The 21,668-nt window shown below is 45.3% G+C and carries 18 protein-coding genes; 1 reads left to right on the forward strand and 17 read right to left on the reverse strand.

Translation table 11 applies throughout. The features are described 5' to 3' along the window. Nucleotides 1-57 precede the first annotated feature (57 nt). Entirely contained in the window at nucleotides 58-588 is a 531-nt protein-coding gene (locus tag NSS77_RS03110) for a DUF2529 family protein (protein WP_342470339.1), read from the forward strand. Between the two features lie 293 nt (nucleotides 589-881). Here NSS77_RS03110 and NSS77_RS03115 read toward each other — a convergent pair whose 3' ends face one another. From NSS77_RS03115 to NSS77_RS03195, 17 genes are all read right to left on the reverse strand, one after another. Next, a complete protein-coding gene (locus NSS77_RS03115; RefSeq protein WP_342470340.1) occupies nucleotides 882-2,489 on the reverse strand; it encodes a CTP synthase in 1,608 nt (535 codons plus the stop codon). A gap of 411 nt (nucleotides 2,490-2,900) precedes the next feature. After that, nucleotides 2,901-3,491, reverse strand: coding sequence for a DNA-directed RNA polymerase subunit delta (gene rpoE / locus NSS77_RS03120; RefSeq protein ID WP_342470341.1), 591 nt, complete (start codon nucleotides 3,489-3,491; stop codon nucleotides 2,901-2,903). A gap of 66 nt (nucleotides 3,492-3,557) precedes the next feature. Continuing rightward, nucleotides 3,558-3,716, reverse strand: a complete 159-nt coding sequence (locus NSS77_RS03125; protein ID WP_342470342.1) for a hypothetical protein — start codon at nucleotides 3,714-3,716, stop codon at nucleotides 3,558-3,560. 222 nt (nucleotides 3,717-3,938) lie between these two features. Then, on the reverse strand, nucleotides 3,939-7,232 hold the full coding sequence (gene icmF, locus NSS77_RS03130; protein WP_342470343.1) for a fused isobutyryl-CoA mutase/GTPase IcmF: 3,294 nt from the start codon (nucleotides 7,230-7,232) through the stop codon (nucleotides 3,939-3,941). A gap of 157 nt (nucleotides 7,233-7,389) precedes the next feature. Then, complete coding sequence (locus NSS77_RS03135; protein ID WP_342470345.1) at nucleotides 7,390-8,025, reverse strand: TetR/AcrR family transcriptional regulator; 636 nt, start codon at nucleotides 8,023-8,025, stop codon at nucleotides 7,390-7,392. A gap of 3 nt (nucleotides 8,026-8,028) precedes the next feature. Then, nucleotides 8,029-9,168: an acyl-CoA dehydrogenase gene (locus tag NSS77_RS03140; RefSeq protein ID WP_342470346.1), complete on the reverse strand. Its 1,140-nt coding sequence runs from the start codon at nucleotides 9,166-9,168 to the stop codon at nucleotides 8,029-8,031. Between the two features lie 54 nt (nucleotides 9,169-9,222). Beyond that, the gene (locus tag NSS77_RS03145; RefSeq protein ID WP_342470347.1) at nucleotides 9,223-10,353 is read right to left on the reverse strand and encodes an acyl-CoA dehydrogenase; all 1,131 of its coding nucleotides are present in this window, start codon (nucleotides 10,351-10,353) and stop codon (nucleotides 9,223-9,225) included. A gap of 13 nt (nucleotides 10,354-10,366) precedes the next feature. Then, nucleotides 10,367-11,218, reverse strand: coding sequence for a 3-hydroxybutyryl-CoA dehydrogenase (locus NSS77_RS03150; RefSeq protein ID WP_342470348.1), 852 nt, complete (start codon nucleotides 11,216-11,218; stop codon nucleotides 10,367-10,369). A 24-nt stretch (nucleotides 11,219-11,242) separates the two neighbouring features. Beyond that, complete coding sequence (locus NSS77_RS03155) at nucleotides 11,243-12,430, reverse strand: acetyl-CoA C-acetyltransferase (RefSeq protein WP_342470349.1); 1,188 nt, start codon at nucleotides 12,428-12,430, stop codon at nucleotides 11,243-11,245. Between the two features lie 377 nt (nucleotides 12,431-12,807). Beyond that, nucleotides 12,808-14,967 carry a (Fe-S)-binding protein gene (locus tag NSS77_RS03160; protein ID WP_342470350.1) on the reverse strand — a complete coding sequence of 720 codons (2,160 nt, stop codon included), beginning with the start codon at nucleotides 14,965-14,967 and terminating at the stop codon, nucleotides 12,808-12,810. Between the two features lie 281 nt (nucleotides 14,968-15,248). Continuing rightward, nucleotides 15,249-15,809, reverse strand: coding sequence for a cob(I)yrinic acid a,c-diamide adenosyltransferase (locus tag NSS77_RS03165; RefSeq protein WP_342470351.1), 561 nt, complete (start codon nucleotides 15,807-15,809; stop codon nucleotides 15,249-15,251). Further along, nucleotides 15,806-17,272: an adenosylcobinamide amidohydrolase gene (locus NSS77_RS03170; RefSeq protein WP_342470352.1), complete on the reverse strand. Its 1,467-nt coding sequence runs from the start codon at nucleotides 17,270-17,272 to the stop codon at nucleotides 15,806-15,808. The genes NSS77_RS03165 and NSS77_RS03170 overlap by 4 nt, the downstream gene beginning before the upstream one ends. Before the next feature lie 15 nt (nucleotides 17,273-17,287). Further along, a complete protein-coding gene (locus NSS77_RS03175) occupies nucleotides 17,288-18,277 on the reverse strand; it encodes an iron ABC transporter permease (RefSeq protein WP_342470353.1) in 990 nt (329 codons plus the stop codon). Nucleotides 18,278-18,517: 240 nt separating this feature from the next. After that, a complete protein-coding gene (locus tag NSS77_RS03180; protein WP_342470354.1) occupies nucleotides 18,518-19,273 on the reverse strand; it encodes an amino acid ABC transporter ATP-binding protein in 756 nt (251 codons plus the stop codon). A gap of 12 nt (nucleotides 19,274-19,285) precedes the next feature. Continuing rightward, entirely contained in the window at nucleotides 19,286-19,990 is a 705-nt protein-coding gene (locus tag NSS77_RS03185) for an amino acid ABC transporter permease (RefSeq protein WP_342470355.1), read from the reverse strand. 14 nt (nucleotides 19,991-20,004) lie between these two features. After that, on the reverse strand, nucleotides 20,005-20,721 hold the full coding sequence (locus NSS77_RS03190; RefSeq protein WP_342470356.1) for an amino acid ABC transporter permease: 717 nt from the start codon (nucleotides 20,719-20,721) through the stop codon (nucleotides 20,005-20,007). Nucleotides 20,722-20,786: 65 nt separating this feature from the next. Next, a complete protein-coding gene (locus tag NSS77_RS03195; RefSeq protein WP_342470357.1) occupies nucleotides 20,787-21,668 on the reverse strand; it encodes a transporter substrate-binding domain-containing protein in 882 nt (293 codons plus the stop codon).

Here is a 21,668-nt window from a genome sequence, read left to right on the forward strand (position 1 = left end):
ACCATGTCCTTTTGCAATTCAAAATACCGGCATTTATAATTGGGTTGAGGTGGAAATATGTCAAAAATACTAGCTACTCAATTAAACGGGTTATATCAAAAAATTGTGCAAAATGAAGAGGATTCGATTGAACAAACGGCAAGGCTCCTGGCACAAGCGAGCGTCGGGGAAGGAAACGTTTATTTCGCTTGCTTTGATGAACTGCAGGCGATCGAACTCTACGCTTTAAACAGTGAAAAACAGCCATTTAGTAAGCTTTCCAAATGGACGCCCGATGTTGAAATCCAGGAAGCGGATCGGGTGTTAATCTTCGCGAAAAGCGCCCAACATCCGGAAGCATTGCAACTGGCGAAAAAATTATATGACGAATTTATTCCTTTTGCCGTTGTGGCAGGCGAAGCGGCAAGTGATGATAATGAGATGAGCAATCTTGCTTATACTTATATATCCACGCATGTCCGGGGCGGATTAATCCCCCATCCGACGAAATTGGGCGAACGGGTCGTTGTTCCCCATCTGCACGCTGCCCTCTTTGTTTATGAAGCCATCAAGCTGGTTTACGATGAAATTTTGGAAGATGAAATGTAATATTGGACGTTTCTATTTGAAGAGCGAACGGATGAAACTTCGCTCTTTTTTTATGTCAAAGGCCGAACTCAGGACCATTTTCGTTCCCCCCAACGACATTTTTCACAGATTGGCCACCATCCTTTCCCTTCCCCACGAAAGCCGATTTTGCGCGGTGGCCATTTTATTCTCCAGCCAAATTCAACTCCATCCTTTGAACCGTTTAAATCCTTATCCCATCCATGACAAAAAAGTCCGGGCTGCCTGAAAAGTTTTCCTTTCCAGACAGTCCGGACTTGTTACATTCCCGGGAATTATTGGTTTTTACGATATTTAAACGCTGTTCCGATGAATTCGCGGAATAACGGTTGTGGACGTTGCGGACGGGATACGAATTCAGGATGGAATTGGCATCCGATGAAGAATTTTTTCTCCGGCAATTCGATGATTTCCACTAAACGGTTGTCAGGGCTTGTCCCTGAGAACACAAGTCCTTCCGCTTCCATCGCTTCACGGAATTCATTGTTGAATTCATAGCGGTGGCGATGGCGTTCATAAACCAATTCGTTTTGATATGCTTGCTCAGCGCGGGATCCTTCCAACAATTTGCATGGATATAAACCTAAACGCAATGTGCCGCCCAAATCCATGTTTTCTTTTTGGTCTGGCAGTAAATCGATAATTGGGTATGGTGTGTCTTTATCGATTTCTGTTGTATGCGCACCTTGTAAACCAAGCACGTCGCGGGCAAATTCGATCGCCATCAACTGCATGCCCAAGCAGATTCCAAGGAATGGCACATCGTTTTCGCGGGCATATTTGATTGCGGTAATTTTCCCTTCCGTACCGCGGTTTCCGAATCCGCCAGGCACCAAAATGCCGTCCGCGTCTTTCAATTTTTCATGCACATTTTCTTCCGTAATTTCTTCCGCGTTGATCCAGTCGATGCAAATATCGGAATCATATACATATCCTGCATGTTTCAACGCTTCGACAACGGAAATATACGCATCTTGCAATTCCACATATTTTCCGACTAGGGCGATGCGTGTTTTATGTTTCAAGTTTTTCACTTTATGCACAAGCTCTTGCCAATCGGACATATCCGCTTCAGGCGCTTCGATTCCGAAATACTCGAGCACGATATCATCAAAATCTTGCGCATGCAAATTCAATGGCACTTCGTATAAATGTTCCACATCACGGGATTCGATGATGTTGCGGGGAGAAACGTCGCAGAATAGCGCCAATTTTTCTTTCATGTCATCGGCGACCGGCAATTCCGTACGCACAACGATAATATTTGGCTGAATGCCCAAAGAGCGCAATTCTTTGACGGAATGTTGCGTCGGTTTTGTTTTTAATTCTCCTGCCGCACGAATGTATGGGATCAACGTACAATGGATGTACATCACGTTATTCGGACCCAAATCGGATTTCATTTGGCGGATCGCTTCAAGGAATGGAAGTCCTTCAATATCCCCCACTGTTCCGCCGACTTCCGTAATGACGATATCCGCATTCGTTTCTCTTCCGGCCCGTTGGATGCGTTCTTTGATTTCATTTGTCACATGCGGAATGACTTGAACCGTTTTTCCGTTGTAGTCGCCGCGGCGTTCTTTCGCAAGGACTGTTTGATAAATTTTTCCGGAAGTGACTGTTGAATGTTTTCCCAAATTGATATCGATGAAACGTTCATAGTGGCCCAAGTCCAAGTCCGCTTCGGCACCGTCATCCGTTACGAACACTTCCCCATGTTGGTATGGGCTCATTGTACCTGGATCTATGTTCAAATATGGATCGAATTTTTGAATCGTCACCTGCAATCCGCGGTTTTTCAATAAACGGCCAAGGGATGCTGCAACAATACCTTTTCCTAAGGACGAAACTACTCCACCCGTTACAAAAATATACTTTGTCATTTGTATAATTCCTCCTCAAACTATTTCCACATTTTATCGAATGAAGAAGCCTATTTGAATCATTGCCGCATGTCCATTCAAAACATGTTTCCATTGATCGGCGCTTTTTTCTTCATGATTTCCGTGCCTACAAGCAACATTACCAAAAGAAAAAAGGATAAACCTATAGAACGAAAGTACTTATGGCTTGTATTATGCCCTTTCTTGTTTGAAACATTGTGCAATGAAAATAAGCTTCCTGATGGGTTAAAAAATAAAAAACGCTCCTCCTGCCTATTCGCAGGGGGAGCGTGAATCAATCACGTTCATTCTCCTTTTTGAAGGAGCCCAAATAAAAGATTATACGGAAGTAATCCATAAGTCAAGTGGTTTATAGAAAAACCATAAAAATTACATATTCTCAGAAAATTATTACTCTTCCTCTTCTTCCGTTTCGACTTCCGCGTCGATTTCTTCATCGTCCATCAAGAATTCTTCATCTTCTTCGAGAAGGTCATCATCGACTTCCGGAATCTCATCAGTTAGTTCCGCATCGATATCGCCCAAATCCTCTTCGAACTCGTCCACAAGTTCATCATCGAAGTCAAGATCTTCGTCTTCTTCATCCAGGAACTCTTCAAGTTCTTCTTCAAATACAAGATCTTCTTCATCGATGATTTCCTCTTCATCATCAAAGTAAGCAGGTCTCGCTCTGCGTCTGCGGGTTTTAATCGTAGGAGCTGTTTCTTCCTCGACTGTTTCGATTTTATACCATTCGCGGAGCCCCCACATGTTTTCGTGGTTCAGGAGGAAACGGCCATCCACATTCAAATCCGTGAAGAATTGCACCAATACTTGTTTTACTTCTTCATCAGAAAGGCCTTTTAATTGCTTGATTTCTTCCAATAAATCGAAAAATGGAACGGCTGTCTTTTTCTCTTCCAAAATTGCATAAGCTAAGTCAATCAACGATTCTTCCGTCATTTGCTCTTTTGTCAATTCACGAATCTTCAACTCGTGCACGCCCTTTCTTTACATACATTACACATGTTATCCATTATATACATATAATTGTATACTATGCTAGATTCATTTGTTGTTTTTTATTTTATAAAATTCTCTGAAAGCCATAAAAAATAGATATCCCGATAAAATGAGCAAGGGGATGGCTCCCAATTGTTTATTATACAAAAAGAAGGTTGCAATGAGGCATGATAAAATCACTAAATAATGTATGTATTGTTTCATATGCAACCCTCCACTTCTTGTAAAACACATTATAGCCAATTTTCCTCCATAGATGATAGAATTTTGCAAAGTTTTTGTGAAAAAAATAAAAATTTATTATGTATATGTATAAGAAGAGGAAGCGCTCGAAATCGGGCAATTTCGAACGTTCCTCTTTCCATTCTTACCTTATCATATTTTATCTATTCTGATCCTATTTGTAAAAAATTCCTACTCGAAAGGTTACATATTTCTGCGGTATTGGCCGCCCACTTCATATAACGCTTTCGTAATTTGGCCGAGGCTTGCCACTTTGACCGTTTCCATCAATTCTTCAAAGATGTTCCCGCCGGACAAGGCCACTTCCTGGAGCCGTTTCAACGCCTTTTCGCATTCCCCTTTATGGCGTTCCTGGAAGGCTCTCAAGTTTTTGATTTGCTGTTCTTTTTCTTCCTTCGTCGCACGGGCCACTTCCAATTTGTCGATTTCTTCAATGGAAGCATTCGGATTGATGTACGTGTTCACGCCGATGATCGGCAGTTCGCCGGAATGCTTCAATTGTTCATAGTACATGGATTCTTCCTGGATTTTTCCGCGCTGATATTGCGTTTCCATCGCGCCAAGCACGCCGCCGCGGTCATTGATGCGCTCAAATTCTTCAAGCACTTTTTCTTCCACTAAATCCGTTAATTCTTCCACGATGAAGGAGCCTTGCAATGGGTTTTCATTTTTGGATAAACCGTGCTCTTTCGTGATGATCATTTGGATGGCCATCGCTCTTCTTACGGATTCTTCCGTCGGCGTCGTAATCGCTTCGTCGTATGCGTTTGTATGCAGCGAGTTGCAGTTATCCTGCAATGCCATCAATGCTTGAAGCGTTGTCCGGATATCGTTGAAGTCGATTTCTTGCGCATGCAAGCTGCGGCCGGATGTTTGGATATGGTATTTCAATTTTTGGCTGCGTTCATTTGCACCGTATTTGTCGCGCATCACAATCGCCCAAATGCGGCGGGCCACCCGTCCAATCACCGTATATTCCGGATCAAGGCCGTTTGAGAAGAAGAAGGACAAATTCGGCGCAAAATCGTCAATGTGCATGCCGCGGCTCAAATAATATTCCACGTACGTAAAGCCGTTTGCCAGCGTAAAGGCCAATTGGGTAATCGGGTTGGCCCCCGCTTCCGCAATGTGATAGCCGGAGATGGATACAGAATAGTAGTTGCGCACTTTATTTTTAATAAAGTATTCCTGTATATCCCCCATCATGCGGAGGGCGAATTCCGTCGAGAAGATGCAAGTGTTTTGGCCTTGGTCTTCTTTCAGAATATCCGCCTGGACTGTTCCGCGGACGACTTGCAATGTTTTTTCCTTCACTTCCGTGAATTCTTCTAATGTCAAGATGCGGCCCAATTCTTTTTCTTTCTTCTTCACCTGTTGGTCAATGGCCGTGTTCATGAACATCGCCAAAAGAATCGGTGCCGGACCGTTGATCGTCATCGATACGGAAGTGGACGGGTCGCACAAGTCAAAGCCGTCGAACAGTTTTTTCATGTCATCCAATGTGCAGACGCTTACCCCGGATTCGCCGATTTTCCCGAAAATGTCCGGGCGCTCAGCCGGATCTTCCCCGTATAATGTGACGGAGTCGAAAGCCGTGGATAAACGTTTTGCCGGATCATCTTTGGATAAATAATGGAAACGTTTATTGGTGCGTTCCGGTGTCCCCTCTCCGGCAAATTGGCGTTTCGGATCTTCCCCTTGGCGTTTGAACGGGAATACCCCCGCTGTATACGGGAAAGAACCAGGCACATTTTCTTTATACACCCAGCGCAAAATTTCGCCATAGTCTTTGAATTTCGGCAATGCCACTTTCGGTATTTTCGTTCCGGATAAAGAGGTCGTTGTGAGCAATGTACGGATTTCTTTATCCCGCACTTTTGTGACCATTTCATCCCCTGAGTAGGCTTCTTTCAGTTTCTCCCAGTTTTCCAAAATGCGTTTTGATTCCGGTGTCAGTTCATTTTTGACGCCTTCCGCCAATGATTCAAGGGATTTGATAAGAGCCGCATCCGGATTTTTCGCTTGAAGTTCTTTGATGGTTCCTTCGATTTGATAAAGTCTTGTGGCAAGCTCGGATTGTTGTTCCGCTTTCTTATGGTAGTTGCGGACCGTTTCGACGATTTCCCTTAAATAGAATCGGCGGTCATTTGGAATAATGACGTCCTGCTTTTCAGTAGTTGAAACGATTTCGTAAGAAGTTTGCCAATTGTAGCCGAATTTTTCATTGATTTTGTTGACAAGGGCTGCAAATAAAGCGTTTGTGCCTCTGTCGTTGAATTGGCTTGCGATTGTGCCGTAGATCGGCATTTCATCCAACTTTTGATCCCATAATTCATGCGCCCGTTGATATTGTTTTTGCACTTGGCGAAGGGCATCTTCGGAACCTTTTTTCTCGAATTTGTTGATGGCGATCAAGTCCGCGAAATCAATCATGTCGATTTTTTCCAATTGAGATGGTGCGCCGAATTCGCTTGTCATGACATACATGGACAGGTCTGTATATTTCGTAATCTCCGCATCCCCTTGACCGATTCCGCTTGTTTCAACAAGGATCAAATCAAAGCCGGCCGCTTTCACCACATCCAAAATATCGCCGATCGCAGCGGATAGTTCCGAACGGGAACCGCGTGTTGCCAAGCTTCTCATGTAGACGCGCTTATCGAAAATGGCGTTCATGCGGATGCGGTCTCCAAGTAACGCACCGCCCGTTTTTTGTTTCGTCGGGTCAACGGAAATGATGGCGATTCGTTTATCCGGGAACTCCCTTAAGAATCTTCTCACCAGTTCATCCGTCAAGGAAGATTTTCCGGCTCCTCCTGTACCCGTAATGCCGACAACCGGAGTGCCTTTCGATCTTTGGCGCGCCCGTTTCAGCATTTCATCGATTTCCGGATCTCCACCGACTTCCGCTGCCGTAATCAAGTTCGCCAAAATTTCTGGACGGTCCGCCGACAACTCCTCAAGAAGCTCCAAGTAATTGCCTCTCAGTGTGGAGAAGTCCGCCCCTTTCATTTTCACGTTGATCATGCCTTGCAGTCCGAGGCGCAACCCGTCTTCCGGAGAGAAAATCCCTGCGATTCCATAGTCGTGGAGCTCTTTGATTTCCCTCGGCAAAATCACGCCTCCACCGCCGCCGTAAATCTTGATGTGGGGCGCCCCTTTTTCCTTCAGCAAGTCATACATATATTTGAAGTATTCCATGTGTCCGCCTTGGTAGGAAGACACCGCCACCGCTTGCACATCTTCCTGGATTGCGGCATTCACCACTTCTTCCACGGAGCGGTTATGCCCAAGATGAATGACTTCCGCTCCGCTTGCCTGAAGAAGTCTTCGGATAATGTTCACCGATACATCGTGTCCGTCGAACAGACTGGATGCCGTAACAAAACGGACATGATGTTTCGGACGATACACCTCTGTCTTCGGACGATCAATTTCCGTCTTTGAACGATTTGCCTTTGCTTGAACTTGAACCATATGATTAACCCCTTTCATTGAAAAATGAACAATATCCCCCAGTGATAAAACTTGCAAAACGTGTGCCGCAGGAAAACCCGCTTGAGAACAGCCAAGGTGATAAAAACACCGCTTTGCAGACGAAATGGTCGTATGCAATTAGCGGTGTTTTCCCTTATTAATCGCGAAAATGGAGAATCCCCTTCAAGAATAATCTCGTTTGCATGGCAATAAATTCTTCGATGGTGTATTCCTTATGGTACGCCCATTTTCGGAATGCCCAGCTTTGGCCTTGGATGACGAGATGGTTTGCCGCCAAATAGATTTCTTGATCCGTCAGCTCTATTTCCCCCGATTTTACGCAAGATTGCAAGATCTTCTCAAACAACGAAACCATCTCAAGCTCTTTCTCTAAAACATATTGCATCGCTTCCTTCGGCAATGATTTCGTTTCCTGATACATGACGGTGAATTCATCGATCATGCAATCAATCAACAGAAAATATTGCCGAATGGCTTCTTCCAATTCCTCCAAGGTTCCATTTTTCGTGGAAATCTCTTCCAAGCACTCGGTCACTTTGTTATAAATGTGGTCACAAACTAAGTAGAGCACATCTTCTTTTGTCCGGATGTATTCGTACAAGGTTCCTATACTAAACCCGGCAGCTTTGGCAATCTCCCTTGTCGTTGCGCGATGAAAGCCTTTTTCCTTAAATAATTTCACGCTCGCTTCAATGATTTGCTGGCGCCTTAATTCAATGAGGCCTTCATCTTTGACGGAAGTTTGTACGATAATTTTTTCCTTCTTGCTCATAGATTACTTCGTCAACATGCGAGAGATTACAAGTCTTTGAATCTCTTGCGTACCTTCATAGATTTGTGTGATTTTTGCATCACGCATGAAGCGTTCCACTGGATATTCTTTTGTATAGCCATATCCGCCAAAGATTTGCACGGCTTCTGTCGTCACTTTCATCGCTGTGTCTCCCGCCATCAATTTCGCCATTGCGCTCGCTTTACCATAAGGCAAGCCGTTGGATTCCAGCCAAGCCGCCTGGTATGTGAGTAATCTTGATGCTTCAACAGCTGTAGCCATATCCGCCAATTTGAAAGAAACGCCTTGGTTTGCAACGATCGGTTTTCCGAATTGTTCGCGGTTTTTCGCATATTCAACGGCTGCATCCAACGCGCCTTGGGCAATTCCGACCGCTTGGGCAGCGATACCGTTCCGTCCTCCATCCAACGTTTGCATGGCGATTTTGAATCCTTGCCCTTCTTCTCCAAGCAAGTTTTCTTTTGGCACGCGGCAGTTGTCAAAGATGATTTCTGCAGTAGGTGACGAACGGATACCCATTTTATCTTCTTTTTTCCCTACTTGGAAACCTGGGAAGCTGGATTCGACGATAAACGCGCTAACCCCTCTTGTTTTCGCTTCCGGATTTGTCAATGCAAAGACGATATAGATGTCGGCAATGCCGCCGTTGGTGATGAAGATTTTGGAACCGTTGATGACATATTCATCCCCATCCAAAACAGCTGTCGTTCTCATGCCGCCCGCGTCACTGCCTGAACCCGGCTCAGTTAAGCAGTATGCGCCGATTTTTTTCCCTTCCGCCATCGGACGAAGGTATTTTTGCTTTTGTTCTTCCGTACCGAATTTGTAAACAGGCCAGCCGGCAAGGGATGTATGGGCAGATAAAGTTACCCCCGTGGATGCGCATACGCGGGACAATTCTTCCACCGCGATGACATAAGCCAAATAGTCAAAACCGGCACCGCCGTATTCTTCCGGCCAAGGAATTCCTGTAAGGCCAAGCTCCGCCATTTTATCCCAAATTTCTCTGTCAAAACGCGCTTCTTCATCACGTTCTTTTGCTGTTGGCGCTACTTCATTTTCTGCGAAATCTCTGATCATTTCCCGTAGTTGTTGGTGTTCTTCGGATAATTGGAAATTCATTCAAAGTCCTCCTTCATATTTCCGAGTGCCGGATACCCGGCACCCTTTCTTTCTCTATAAATGTTTGCTGATTACAATTCTTTGAATCTCGCTGGTGCCTTCATAGATTTCGGTAATCTTGGCGTCGCGGAAATAGCGTTCCACCGGATAGTCTTTTGTGTAACCATATCCGCCAAAAACTTGCACCGCTTCAATCGCCACTTCCCGCGCCGTTTGGGATGCAAACAGCTTCGCCATCGATGCTTCTTTGCTGCAAGGAAGCCCTTTTGAACGCAAATCCGCCGCACGGTACACGAGAAGCCTTGCCGCTTCCACCGCCGTTGCCATATCGGCGATCTTAAAGCCTACCCCTTGATTGGCAATGATCGGCTTTCCAAACTGATGGCGCTCATTGGCATACTGTACCGCCGCCTCCAAAGCCGCTTCTGCAATGCCGAGTGCTTGGGCTGCAATACCGATGCGGCCCACATCCAAGTTCGCCATCGCGATTTTAAAGCCTTCCCCTTCTTCGCCGAGGCGGTTTTCTTCTGGCACTTCCATATTTTCAAAGCTCAGTTCCACCGTTCTGGAACCATGCAGCCCCATTTTCTCTTCATCCTTCCCGATGATGAGGCCAGGTGTGCCTTTTTCAACAATGAAAGCCGTAACCCCTTTGGCGCCTTTCGATGGATCCGTTTTGGCAAAGACGATATACACATCCGCTTCCCCGCCATTGGTGATGAAGATTTTTGAACCGTTGATGATGTATCGGTCGCCTTTTTTCTCAGCCCTTGTTCTTAGGGAAGCCGCGTCGCTTCCCGCCGATGGTTCTGTCAGGCAGAAGGCTCCCAAATACTCGCCTTTCGCCAACTTCGTAACATATTTCTGTTTCTGCTCTTCACTTCCAAAATAAAGAATCGGGTTTGTGCCTACGGAAGTGTGGACGGATAAAATCACACCGATAACCGCGCTCACTTTGGAGAGCTCGTTGATGGCGATGATGTAGGAAGTGAAGTCCATCCCTGAACCGCCATACGCTTCCGGAACGGTGATTCCCATCAACCCGAGTTCTGCCATCTTGTTCAAAACAGGCCTCGGGAACTCCCCCGCTTCCATTCTTTCAACGAACGGCGCAATCTCCTTTTGCGCAAAATCACGAACCATATCACGCATCATCAGTTGTTCTTCGCTGAAGTTCAGATTCATCCGCTTCCACTCCTTATTCGTAAGTGTAGAAGCCACGGCCTGTTTTCTTGCCTAACCAACCGGCCGCCACGTATTTACGGAGCAGAGGACAAGGACGGTATTTGCTGTCTCCCAATCCTTCATGCAAGATTTCCATAATGTACAAGCATGTATCCAATCCGATGAAATCCGCCAGTTGCAGCGGGCCCATTGGGTGGTTCATGCCCAGTTTCATAACCGTATCAATCGCTTCTTTTGTTGCAACCCCTTCATACAATGCATAAATCGCTTCATTGATCATTGGAAGAAGGACACGGTTTGATACGAATCCTGGAAAATCGTTCACTTCCACCGGTGTTTTGCCCAAATCAACGGACATTTGTTCTACAATTTTATATACTTCATCAGCTGTTGCAAGACCACGGATGATTTCCACAAGTTTCATGACAGGCACTGGATTCATGAAGTGCATGCCGATCACTTTTTCCGGACGTTTTGTCACCGCCGCAATTTCCGTAATTGGAAGGGATGAAGTATTCGTTGCAAGAATGGCATGTTCTGGTGCGATTTCATCCAGTTGTTTAAAAATCGATTGCTTGATTTCCATGTTTTCAACAGCCGCTTCGATGACGATGTCCACGTCATGGGCATCTTCCAGGCTGAGCGATTTTGTAATCCGATTTAAAATCGCTTCTTTTTCCTCTTCCGTTTTGCGTCCCTTCTCCACATCACGGGACAAGTTTTTCGTAATTGTCGCAAGACCTCTCTCAAAAAATTCCTCTTTAATGTCGTTCAGTTTTACTTCAAATCCTGCTGTTGCGCAAACTTGTGCGATGCCGGAACCCATTTGTCCAGCGCCTACAACCATTACTTTCTGAATTGCCATATCGTATCCCCCATTTATGTGAAATTAATTTTTTGGCACTTCCACCATGATGGCATCCCCTTGGCCACCGCCGGAGCAAATGGCCGCAATGCCGATTCCTCCGCCACGGCGTTTCAATTCATAGCAGAGAGTCAAGATGATTCTTGCTCCTGAAGCGCCGATCGGATGGCCCAATGCAACCGCTCCTCCGTTGACATTGACTTTGTCCGGATCAAGCCCTGCAATTTGGTTGCTGACAAGGGCCACGGCCGCAAAGGCTTCATTAATTTCAATCAAGTCCACTTCTTCAATCGACTTGTTTGTTTTCTTCAGAATTTCCTGGATCACAAGTCCTGGCGTTTGCGGGAAGTTTTCCGGCTCAACAGCCACTTCCGCATGGGCGAGCACATAAGCAAGTGGTGTACGTCCTTCTTCTTTCGCTTTCTTTTCGCTCATCAATACAAGCGCACAGGCACCATCGTTTACTCCCGGCGCATTTCCGGCGGTGATGGACCCGTCTTTGTCAAAAGCAGGCCGCAGCTTTGCTAGCGCTTCCAAAGATGTATCTCTGCGTGGCGCTTCATCTTCCTTCACGATGATGGTCTCTTTGCGCGTGCGCACTTCCACAGGAACGATTTCATCGGCAAATTTCCCCTCATCCATCGCTTCAATTGCCCGCTTGTGGCTTCTGAATGCCCAAGCATCCTGTTCTTCCCTTAAAATGTTGAAATCTTTCGCTGTGCTGTTTCCGTATGTTCCCATATGGACTTTCTCCGGATGGAAAGAACAAGATAAGCCGTCATACACCATGCCATCAATGATAGCGGCGTCTCCCATTCTTAATCCCCATCTGGCTTTTGGCAAATAATACGGAGCATTGGACATGGATTCCATACCGCCGGCAACGATCACTTCTTCTTCCCCAAGACGGATCAATTGGTCTGCAAGGGTCACGCTTCTCATCCCCGAAGCGCATACTTTGTTGATCGTTTCCGTTTTCACAGACCATGGAATGCCCGCTTTGTTGGCTGCCTGGCGGGAAGGAATTTGGCCTTGCCCCGCTTGCAGAACCGTTCCCATAATGACTTCATCCACCTGATCCGGTTGAACAGCCGCCCGTTTCAATGCTTCTTTAATGGCGATACCGCCAAGATCGGAAGCGGAAAGTGACGATAAAGCGCCTCCAAATTTTCCGAAAGGCGTTCTTGCCCCTTCTAAAATGACTGATTTCAAAAATTCCACCCCTTTGTTTAAACGTACCTTTCTCCGATTCAATGAATCAAAAAATAGAAATAAATTACAAAAAAGAGAAAATAAATAATTAATCGAGTGAACGCTCGCTCGGTATTAATATAAGAAAAAACGGAGCCGTTTAGAACTCCTTTTCGTTGCCTTCCTTTCTATTTTACTGAAATTATAGAAGATTAGCAATTCTATTTTTCTTATTTTTCAAACAATTTATTATTTTAGTATATTATTCCCATTTCCGCTGACTATTGTTGCAGAAAGTCAACTTTGATCCTCACCCTATGCAAAAAAACGCATCGTCCAGTTTCATTTGAAAAGAGCGAATGGGGAAATCTTCCGTTTCCTCCATCCACTCTTACCGCTTATTGCAATTCTACAGTTTCTTCCTCCACAGCAACTGTTTCTTCTGCCGCTTCTTCTTTCACTCTTTCGCCAAAAACAGAGCGTTCTAACAATTCACACACATCGTATGTTTTGATTTGATCTTCTACTTCTTTTGCTTTTGTACCATCTGTAAGCATTGTTAAGCAGTACGGGCATCCCGCTGAAATGACGGATGCGTTTGTGGCAAGGGCCTGTTCCGTACGGGCCACATTGATGCGGTTACCCACACGGTCTTCCATCCACATGAGTCCTCCACCGGCACCGCAGCACATCGCTGTTTCGCGGTTGCGTTCCATTTCAACCAACTGCACGCCAGGAATGGATTTTAAAATTTCCCGCGGTGCATCATACACGTTGTTGTAGCGGCCCAAATAGCAGGAATCATGGAAGACGATCGTTTCATCCACACGGTGGTTCAACACCAATTTTCCTTCTTGGATCAACTTGTACAACAATTCCGTATGGTGGTACACTTCCCCTTCCCATCCGAAATCTTTGTACTCGTTTTTGAAAATGTTGTATGCGTGCGGATCGATGGTCACGATCTTTTTCACGTCATATTTTTCGAATTCGCTGATGTTTTCTTGCGCCAATTCTTGGAATAAGAATTCGTTTCCAAGGCGTCTTGGCGTATCGCCGGAGTTTTTCTCTTTGTTACCCAAAATGGCAAACTTCACGCCTGCCGCATTTAATAGGCGGGCAAAAGATAACGCGATTTTTTGTGAACGGTTGTCGAATGAACCCATGGAACCGACCCAGAATAAATATTCGAAACCTTCACCGGATTTTTTGGCTTCTTTGACTGTCGGAATATGGACTGTCGGATCAAGATCGCGCCAGTTTTCCTTTTCTTTGCGGTTCAGACCCCATGGATTTCCTTGGCGTTCAATATTGTTCAATGCGCGTTGGGCATCCGGATTGATTCTTCCTTCCGTCATCGTTAAATAACGGCGCAAATCGATAATTTTATCCACATGCTCGTTCATGACCGGACATTGATCTTCACAGTTCCGGCAAGTTGTGCAAGCCCAAATTTCTTCTTCTGTAATGACATCGCCAATCAAAGAAGGCGAATAGATTTCTTCAATGTTTGCACCTTCCGCGCCTGCCGCCATAGCCAATTGGTTCCCTTTTGTCTGATTCCAAACAAATGTCGGCACCCATGGCTTTTTCTTCGTCACCACCGCACCGGTATAAGTCAAATGGTCACGCAATTTGACGATCAGATCCATTGGCGAAAGCATTTTTCCTGTGCCGGTTGCCGGGCACATATTCGTACAGCGTCCGCACTCCACGCAAGAATATAAATCCAACAATTGAATGCGGGTAAAATCTTGAATTTTTCCAACCCCGAAGGATTCCGCTTCTTCTTCCGCTTCAAAGTCGATTTTGCGAAGACGGCCCGCTTTTCCGGCTCTTTTAAAGAAGGCGCCGATTGTGACAAACACTTCATGGAATTGCTTGGATTGGGGCACAAATACCAGGAATGTGAACACCGCAAGCATATGCACCCACCAGAATGCATAAAAGAGCGCATTCGCCACATCCGGGCTCAAGCCGCCAAAAATCAGCGCAATGAAACCTGAAAACGGAGCAATCACAAAGTTCGGTTCATCTCCATGGGCCACCGTTTCAAAGCCCAAAGCAAGGAAAATGGAAATACATAATGTGATCAGTGCAATATAGACGAAAGCGGCTTTCTTATCCCGTTTCCATTGCAAGCGCGTGAGCTTTTCGCCATAACGGCGATAAGCGGCGTAAATCAACGCACATAGCATGAAAAACATGGTCCACTCTTGCATGAAAGTGAAAAATTCATGAAAACTGCCCAGAGGGAATGTATAGCCTGGAACATAACCTTTTATAATTAATTCAATTAATCCCAACTGAATGATAAAGAATGCATAAAACAAAACAAGGTGCATGATACCGCTTTTACGATCTTTGAACAACTTGTTTTGTCCAAGCACATTGACCCAGAAATTTTCGAATCGATCTTTAAAACTCAAATTCAACTCTTCCGGTTTTCCGAGCTTGATATATTGTAATCTCGTAATTACTGCATATGCAAACAAAGAAACCGCATACACGACAACGGCGATGAATAATATCAAGTTCGCCAGCAATAGACCATTCATTTCTACTCCCCCCAAGTATTATTGCTTGAACACATCCCTCTTACTTTATCCGTTTATATGCTTCATTTTAAAATATGAATGAGCATTCAGTCAACAACTATTCGAAAATTTCTAAATTTTTCGCTGTTTGAAATTATCATACTATAAAATTTATATTAATTACATATGATAAATCTGGAAGGTTCATTAAAGAAACAGCAAAAATCACCGATATTCGCGCGTAAATGAGAAAAATCCGGGCAAATTCACACCAAAGAATGCCCGGATTTTCTTTCTCAGTATCATCTAAACACGTCTCCGCCCCGGATATACTCCACATCATTCACGTTCAACCGGAAATTCACGGCACGGGCGGCCACAAAAAAGTAGTCCGATAGACGGTTTAAATATTTTTGAATCACTCCTGGCACTTCTTCTTCCTCATTCATCAACTTCACCACTTGGCGCTCAGCCCGTCTCGTCACCGTGCGCGCAATATGGAGCGTCGCTGCTGCCGGTGACCCTCCCGGCAATATGAAACGCTTCAAAGGCGGCAATTCTTCGGAAAGCGCATCGATGCGTTTTTCCAGCGCCTCCACAGAAGCTTCCTGCAATTTATACTTTCTCTCTTTCATCACGTTGGCCAAATCTCCGCCGCAATCAAAAAGTTCATGTTGGATTGTTTCAAGATCTCCGAGGATATCTTTGAATTTGCCGGGATCCAATTCCGTCACCGCTTTTCCAATAAAGGAATTCAATTCATCGATTGTTCCATAAGCTTCCACCCGGAGATGATCTTTGGAAACACGTCCTCCAATCAAACTCGTTTTTCCTTGATCCCCTGTTTTCGTGTAAATTTTCATTGTTCCATCTCCCTTTTGTAAATTTGAATGGCTTCCACCGTCGCTTCATAAACCCCTTTGCCGATCATTTTTCCGACTTCTGTAAGAGGTCCCGCATATTGCATATATTCCCCCTGTTGCGTTGCGGCAATAAGGAGACTGTCCGTCGGTGTTCCTGTGGCAATGGTGTTCGATAATTTATCCATGACATTTTCAGATTGAAGGGCTTTCGATTTCGCTTCCGTTGCGGTCATCATCCCCTGCACGAAGGCTTCATCGGACAATTTCCCATTGATGACCACCCATGTATTGATGGTGCCGATAGGTTGAAATGCCTTCCGTTCGTATGCATGGGAAACATCGATGGCATTGCCCACGCCGGCCGTCACAATGACGATCAAGCTTCCGAAAGATGCAGGGTATTCTTTCATCACCGCTTTTTTCGTATCCACCGCCGTCATCATTCCCACTGTATTCGTCGGGGAAAACCCATGATGAACGATATAATGCAGAAATTCATTTTTTACATTTTCGATATCGTACTCGGGCGGAACCGTCCGATTGATGAATGCCCTGTACCATCCAAGACCGGCATTATGCACCGCGGAAGACAGCACTTTTAAAGGAAAATCCGCAATGAAGGCGATGTAATCATCACCCTTTTGTATATTGGATAAAGAAACCATTTTTTCCTTCGTCTGTTCATCAAAATCCGGCAAAATGGACATTTGCGGTTTCGGCTTCTCCGGATGGGCTTGCGTTGATATGCGCGCATCATACACTTCCATGATTTGCCGATCAATAATGACTTCATGGGGCTCGCCATATGCCCTTACCCTTCCCGCTTCCATCAATAGCAAATGGTCGCAATAGAGGGACGCCAAATTGATATCATGAAAAACCGCAACAACGGTCAATCCATTTTCCGTCACTTCCCGGCGAATCATATCCAATATTTGTTTTTGGTGGGCGATATCCAGGTGGTTTGTCGGTTCATCCAATATGAGCAGCCGGGAAGATTGGGCCAAAGCCTGGGCAATGAACACCCGCTGCCTTTCCCCGCCGGATAAAAACTCCAAATTCTTATCTGCATATTTCAATACATCCGTCAGTTCCATCGCTTTTTGGACCGCTTTTTCGTCCTCCTCCGACCAGCTGGAGAAAAATCCGGACTGATGAGGATAACGGCCGATTTCAACGGTTTCCCGGACGGTCGTCGAAAAGGCGTTGCTTTGTATTTGCGGCAACACCGTCATCTTTTTCGCCAGTTCCCGGGAAGAAAGCTTTTCGATGGGCACATCATCAATGGCGACCGTTCCTGAAGACGGTTTCAAAATGCCGCTGATCATTTTGATCAGAGTGGACTTCCCGCACCCGTTCGGACCCAGTATGCCGAGGAACTCCCCTTGATTCACTTGAAAGGACACATCATGAATAATCGGGGTTTGATGATAGCCGCCGGAAATATGTTCTACCTTCAGCACCCGTATCCCCCCTCACTACTTTCGTCGCTGTTTAAAGAATATATAAGCAAACACCGGTGCACCGATAAAGGCGGTGACCACGCCGATCGGCAATTCCTGCGGCGCCACAATGGTCCGGGACACCAAATCGCAGACAATCAACAATGTCGCGCCATTCAAAAACGATAGCGGCAACAGATGGCGGTGATCCGTTCCCCAAACCATCCGGGTGATGTGCGGCACCACCAAACCGACAAACCCGATCGTTCCCGAAACGCTGACAGCGGCTCCCGTCAACACGGATCCGCCAATCAGCACGGCATATTTTCTCCGGACGACATTCACGCCTAGGGAAGTCGCCCGCTCATCTCCATACATCATCACGTTCAATTCTCTCCGGTTGAACCATAAAATCGCCGAACCGAGAATCAAAAAAGGAACGAGTATGTATACATAAGACCACCCGCGCATGGCCACACTTCCAAGCAGCCAGCCCACAACGGCCTTCAATTCTTCATGGGACAAGGCGGTCAATAAGGAAATGCAGGAGGACAAAAAGGAGCTGAAAATGACTCCCGTCAATATCAGGGTTTCCATTTTCATCGATTTATCGACAAGGCGCGCAAAAGTGATGACGACCAACAGTGTGATAAAGGCCCCAAGTATCCCAAACATGGCGAGGGTATAGGAACCGAGCATCGGCAAGGAGATGCCGAAAAAAATCGTGGAGATTGCCCCGACCGAAGCACCCGATGAAACGCCGATCGTATACGGATCCGCCAACGGATTTCTTAACAATCCCTGGAAGGCTGCCCCGGCAATGGCAAGGGACGCGCCGACAAGCCCGGCAAGCATCACGCGGGGCATGCGGATATTCCATAAAATGCTGTAAGCTCTGGGATTGCTTTCTTGATCCCATAAAGCGGAAAAGGGAATGTCGACAGTGCCAACCGATATGCCAAGCCAGATGCTCACCAATAATAGAAGAAAAGTGGAACCATATGCGAGAAACATCTTTTTCTTCATTCCACATCCTCTGCCCACTTCAAATAGTTAAGAAAAGTTTCCATATTTCCTCCATTGAACTCTTCATTAAAAATAAACATCTCCCGCAACAAACGAGAAATGCAACCCTTTTTTCTGACTACATAATGTTTCAAAATGTTCAATATTTTTTATTATAGCGAATTCCCAATCAAATCATAGGTTGAATATGAAAAATAAGAAAAAACGCCCTCAAAACTTCCAATTGAGGGCGTTTCTCCTTTAGATTTCATAATCGAAGGAACCTGGCAATACGCGGCGCAAGAATTGTTTCGTTCTGGCCTCTTTCGGCGCAACAAAGATGTCATGAGGCGTCCCTTCTTCCACAATCACTCCGCCGTCCATGAAAATCACCTTGTTCGCCACATCTTTGGCAAAGCCCATTTCGTGGGTCACAACAAGCATCGTCGTGCCTTCTTTTGCAATTTCCTTCATCGTATTCAGCACTTCTCCAACAAGTTCCGGGTCAAGGGCGGAAGTCGGCTCGTCAAATAGGATGATGTCCGGGTTCAACGCAACGGCACGGGCGATTCCGACCCGTTGTTGCTGGCCTCCTGACAGCTGGCTTGGATAATAGTCGTATTTATCGGATAACCCCACTTTATCCAATGCTTTTTTCGCCATTTCCCGCGCTTGTTGTTTCGGCACTTTGCGGGCAACGACCAATCCTTCCATGACATTTTCAATGGCCGTTTTATTATTGAATAAATTGTAGTTTTGGAAGACGAAAGCCGTTTTTTTCCGCACCTCTTGCACTTCTTTTTTCTTCGCATGTTTCAAATCCACTTCCAGATCCCCGTATTTTGCCGTTCCCTGATCCGCTCTTTCCAAAAAGTTGATGCATCTGAGCAGCGTCGTTTTCCCGGAACCGCTCGGGCCAAGGATGACGACCACGTCCCCTTTATTGATCGTCAAATCTACCCCTTTTAATATTTCGTTTTTTCCAAAGGATTTATGGATTCCTCTAATTTCCAGCATATTGTGCCTCCTTTAAACGCTTGCCACTTTGTATCGGCTCAATCGTTTTTCTAAATACTTGAACAATTGTTCAACGGCAATACAAAGGATCAAATAGACGATGAAAATGTCGATGTATGCTTCCAAATAGTTATAGCCGAAGTTGGCCGCCACTTTTGCCTTTAACGTGATCTCCTGCAAGGAAATGGCATACCCCAATGAGGTAGCTTTAATCAAGTTTACTGTCGTTGTCGCAAGATTCGGCATTGCGGAGACAAGAGCCTGGGGGATGATGATTCTCCGGTATGCCTGGGCTGTCGTGAGCCCCACTGAATACGCCGCTTCCAATTGCCCCTTCTCCACCGTCGATAATGCGGAGCGGAACACTTCTATTAGTACGGCGGATTTATTGAAAGCGAAAATCACGAAGGCATACCAGATTGGATGAATCTTATACACTTCATAATCGATGCCGTATTTTTCAAAGGTCATATTTAAAACAATCGGAATAAAGCTATATAAAACAAAGATTTGTATAATCACAGGCGTGCCCCGGACGAAAGAAACATAGATTTTTGCCAGCTGATTCAAAACGGGAATCTTATTGATTCTCGTCAATGCAAGCAAAAATCCCACCGGCAATGCAATCAACAAGGAAACAATGGTCACAAGCAATGCCACTGGCACCCCGGACAAGGCAACAAAAAATGTATCAACGAGAAATTCCATATCCAGCATCCGCTCTCCACCTCCTACGATGCTTTAATTGAACGCGAACCTTTGCTGAACGCTTTTTCTAAAAGGTCAAATACTTTTTCAATGACGATCGAAATCACCCAATAAATGACGGCTAAAGCGATGTAAATTTCCAGTGCATGGGAATTGAAGTTGCTGGAAATAATGAGATTCGCTTTCCCCACAATATCGATGAATCCGATGGTATACGCCAATGCCCCTTCTTGCAAGATGGCAATGAGGCCATTTCCGAAGTTTGGAAGGGCCACGACAAAAGCTTGGGGGAAGATGATCCGTCTGTAAGCTTGCCAAGGCGTTAACCCCACACTTACTGCCGCTTCAAACTGTCCTTTATCAATGGCCAGGATGGCGGAACGGATCACTTCCGACATCATCGCCGCAAATTGCAGGGAGAATGTGATGACAACAAACACCCCTGTGTAAATATCCTGCAAATGAATGTGAAACAATGCTTCCGATAAGAAAGGAACACCGTAGTAAACAAGGAACAACAGCACGATGGAAGGGGTGCAACGCATAACCGTTGTATAACCATGGGCAACGATCTGCAACATTTTGCTTTTCCCCATTTTCATAAAGGCCAGCAACAAACCGAGCAAAGTGCCAAATAGCACCGCCAATCCCGCCACCGCAAAAGTGATTTTCAAGTAGGGCAAGAGTTGAGGAAAAGCTCCCCATAAATAATCGATATCAAAGTACTTTTCAAAAAACATCCTTTCACCCCTATCGACTTAAAAAATAAGGCTGTAAGGTGATCTACCCAACAGCCCATCACGAGTTATTTAGACTCAGCTTCCACTTTTTTCAGCACTTCAAATAAGTCGCGGCCATAATGTTTTACCATCAATTTATTGAGTGCATCCGTTTGTTTGATTTCTTTTACCGCTTCATCAAAAGCATTTGCCAATTCTTGTTGGTTTTTGTTAAACAGCGTCCAAGTTTTAATCACTGTAAATTCGTTATATACCAATTCATCTTTCAAATTATGATATGGACCTTCCGGATCGTTTATTTGTTTGTCGACCACCGGCTCCAAAGCAATTCCGCCATCCGCACGTCCTTCATTCACCCATTGCACAACATCCACAGCAAACGTATCGCCTGCCACCAATTTCACTGGATTGTCAGGATGTTCTTCGTTGTATTTCGCCACCACTGTGTATTGGGCATTATTGGCGGCAATCGGCGCAAGTTCCAAACCGGCAGCTGCAAAATCGGATAAATCTTTAATATTGGCATTTTCTTTTTTCAACAATAGACCAACGCTGCTGAGTCCTGTAAATTCTTTAGGGAAAATGTATTTTTCCGCTCTTTCATCCGTATAGAAAATGTTTTTGACACCCAAATCATATTTGCCTTGTTCGACCCCGATGAGCAGATCGTCATCTGTTGTTCCGATATATTCAAATTCATAGTCTTCCAGTTTTTCATCCACTAGTCTCAACATATCCAATTCATAGCCGGCAGGATTGCCTTTTTCATCTTGGTATGTAATCGGCTTCCAGGAAATTGCATAGGCCACTTTTACTTTTTTCACATCTGAACCGGATTCTTCCGCTTTTTTATTTTCCGAATCGGAAACATCTTCTCCTCCGCAGGCAGCCAGTGAAGCCGCAAGTAAACCGATAGCCCCTAATTTCAATAATTTTTTCAACTTCAT

The sequence above is a fragment of the Ureibacillus sp. FSL K6-3587 genome (assembly GCF_038593165.1).
In the GTDB taxonomy this organism is placed as follows: domain Bacteria; phylum Bacillota; class Bacilli; order Bacillales_A; family Planococcaceae; genus Ureibacillus; species Ureibacillus suwonensis.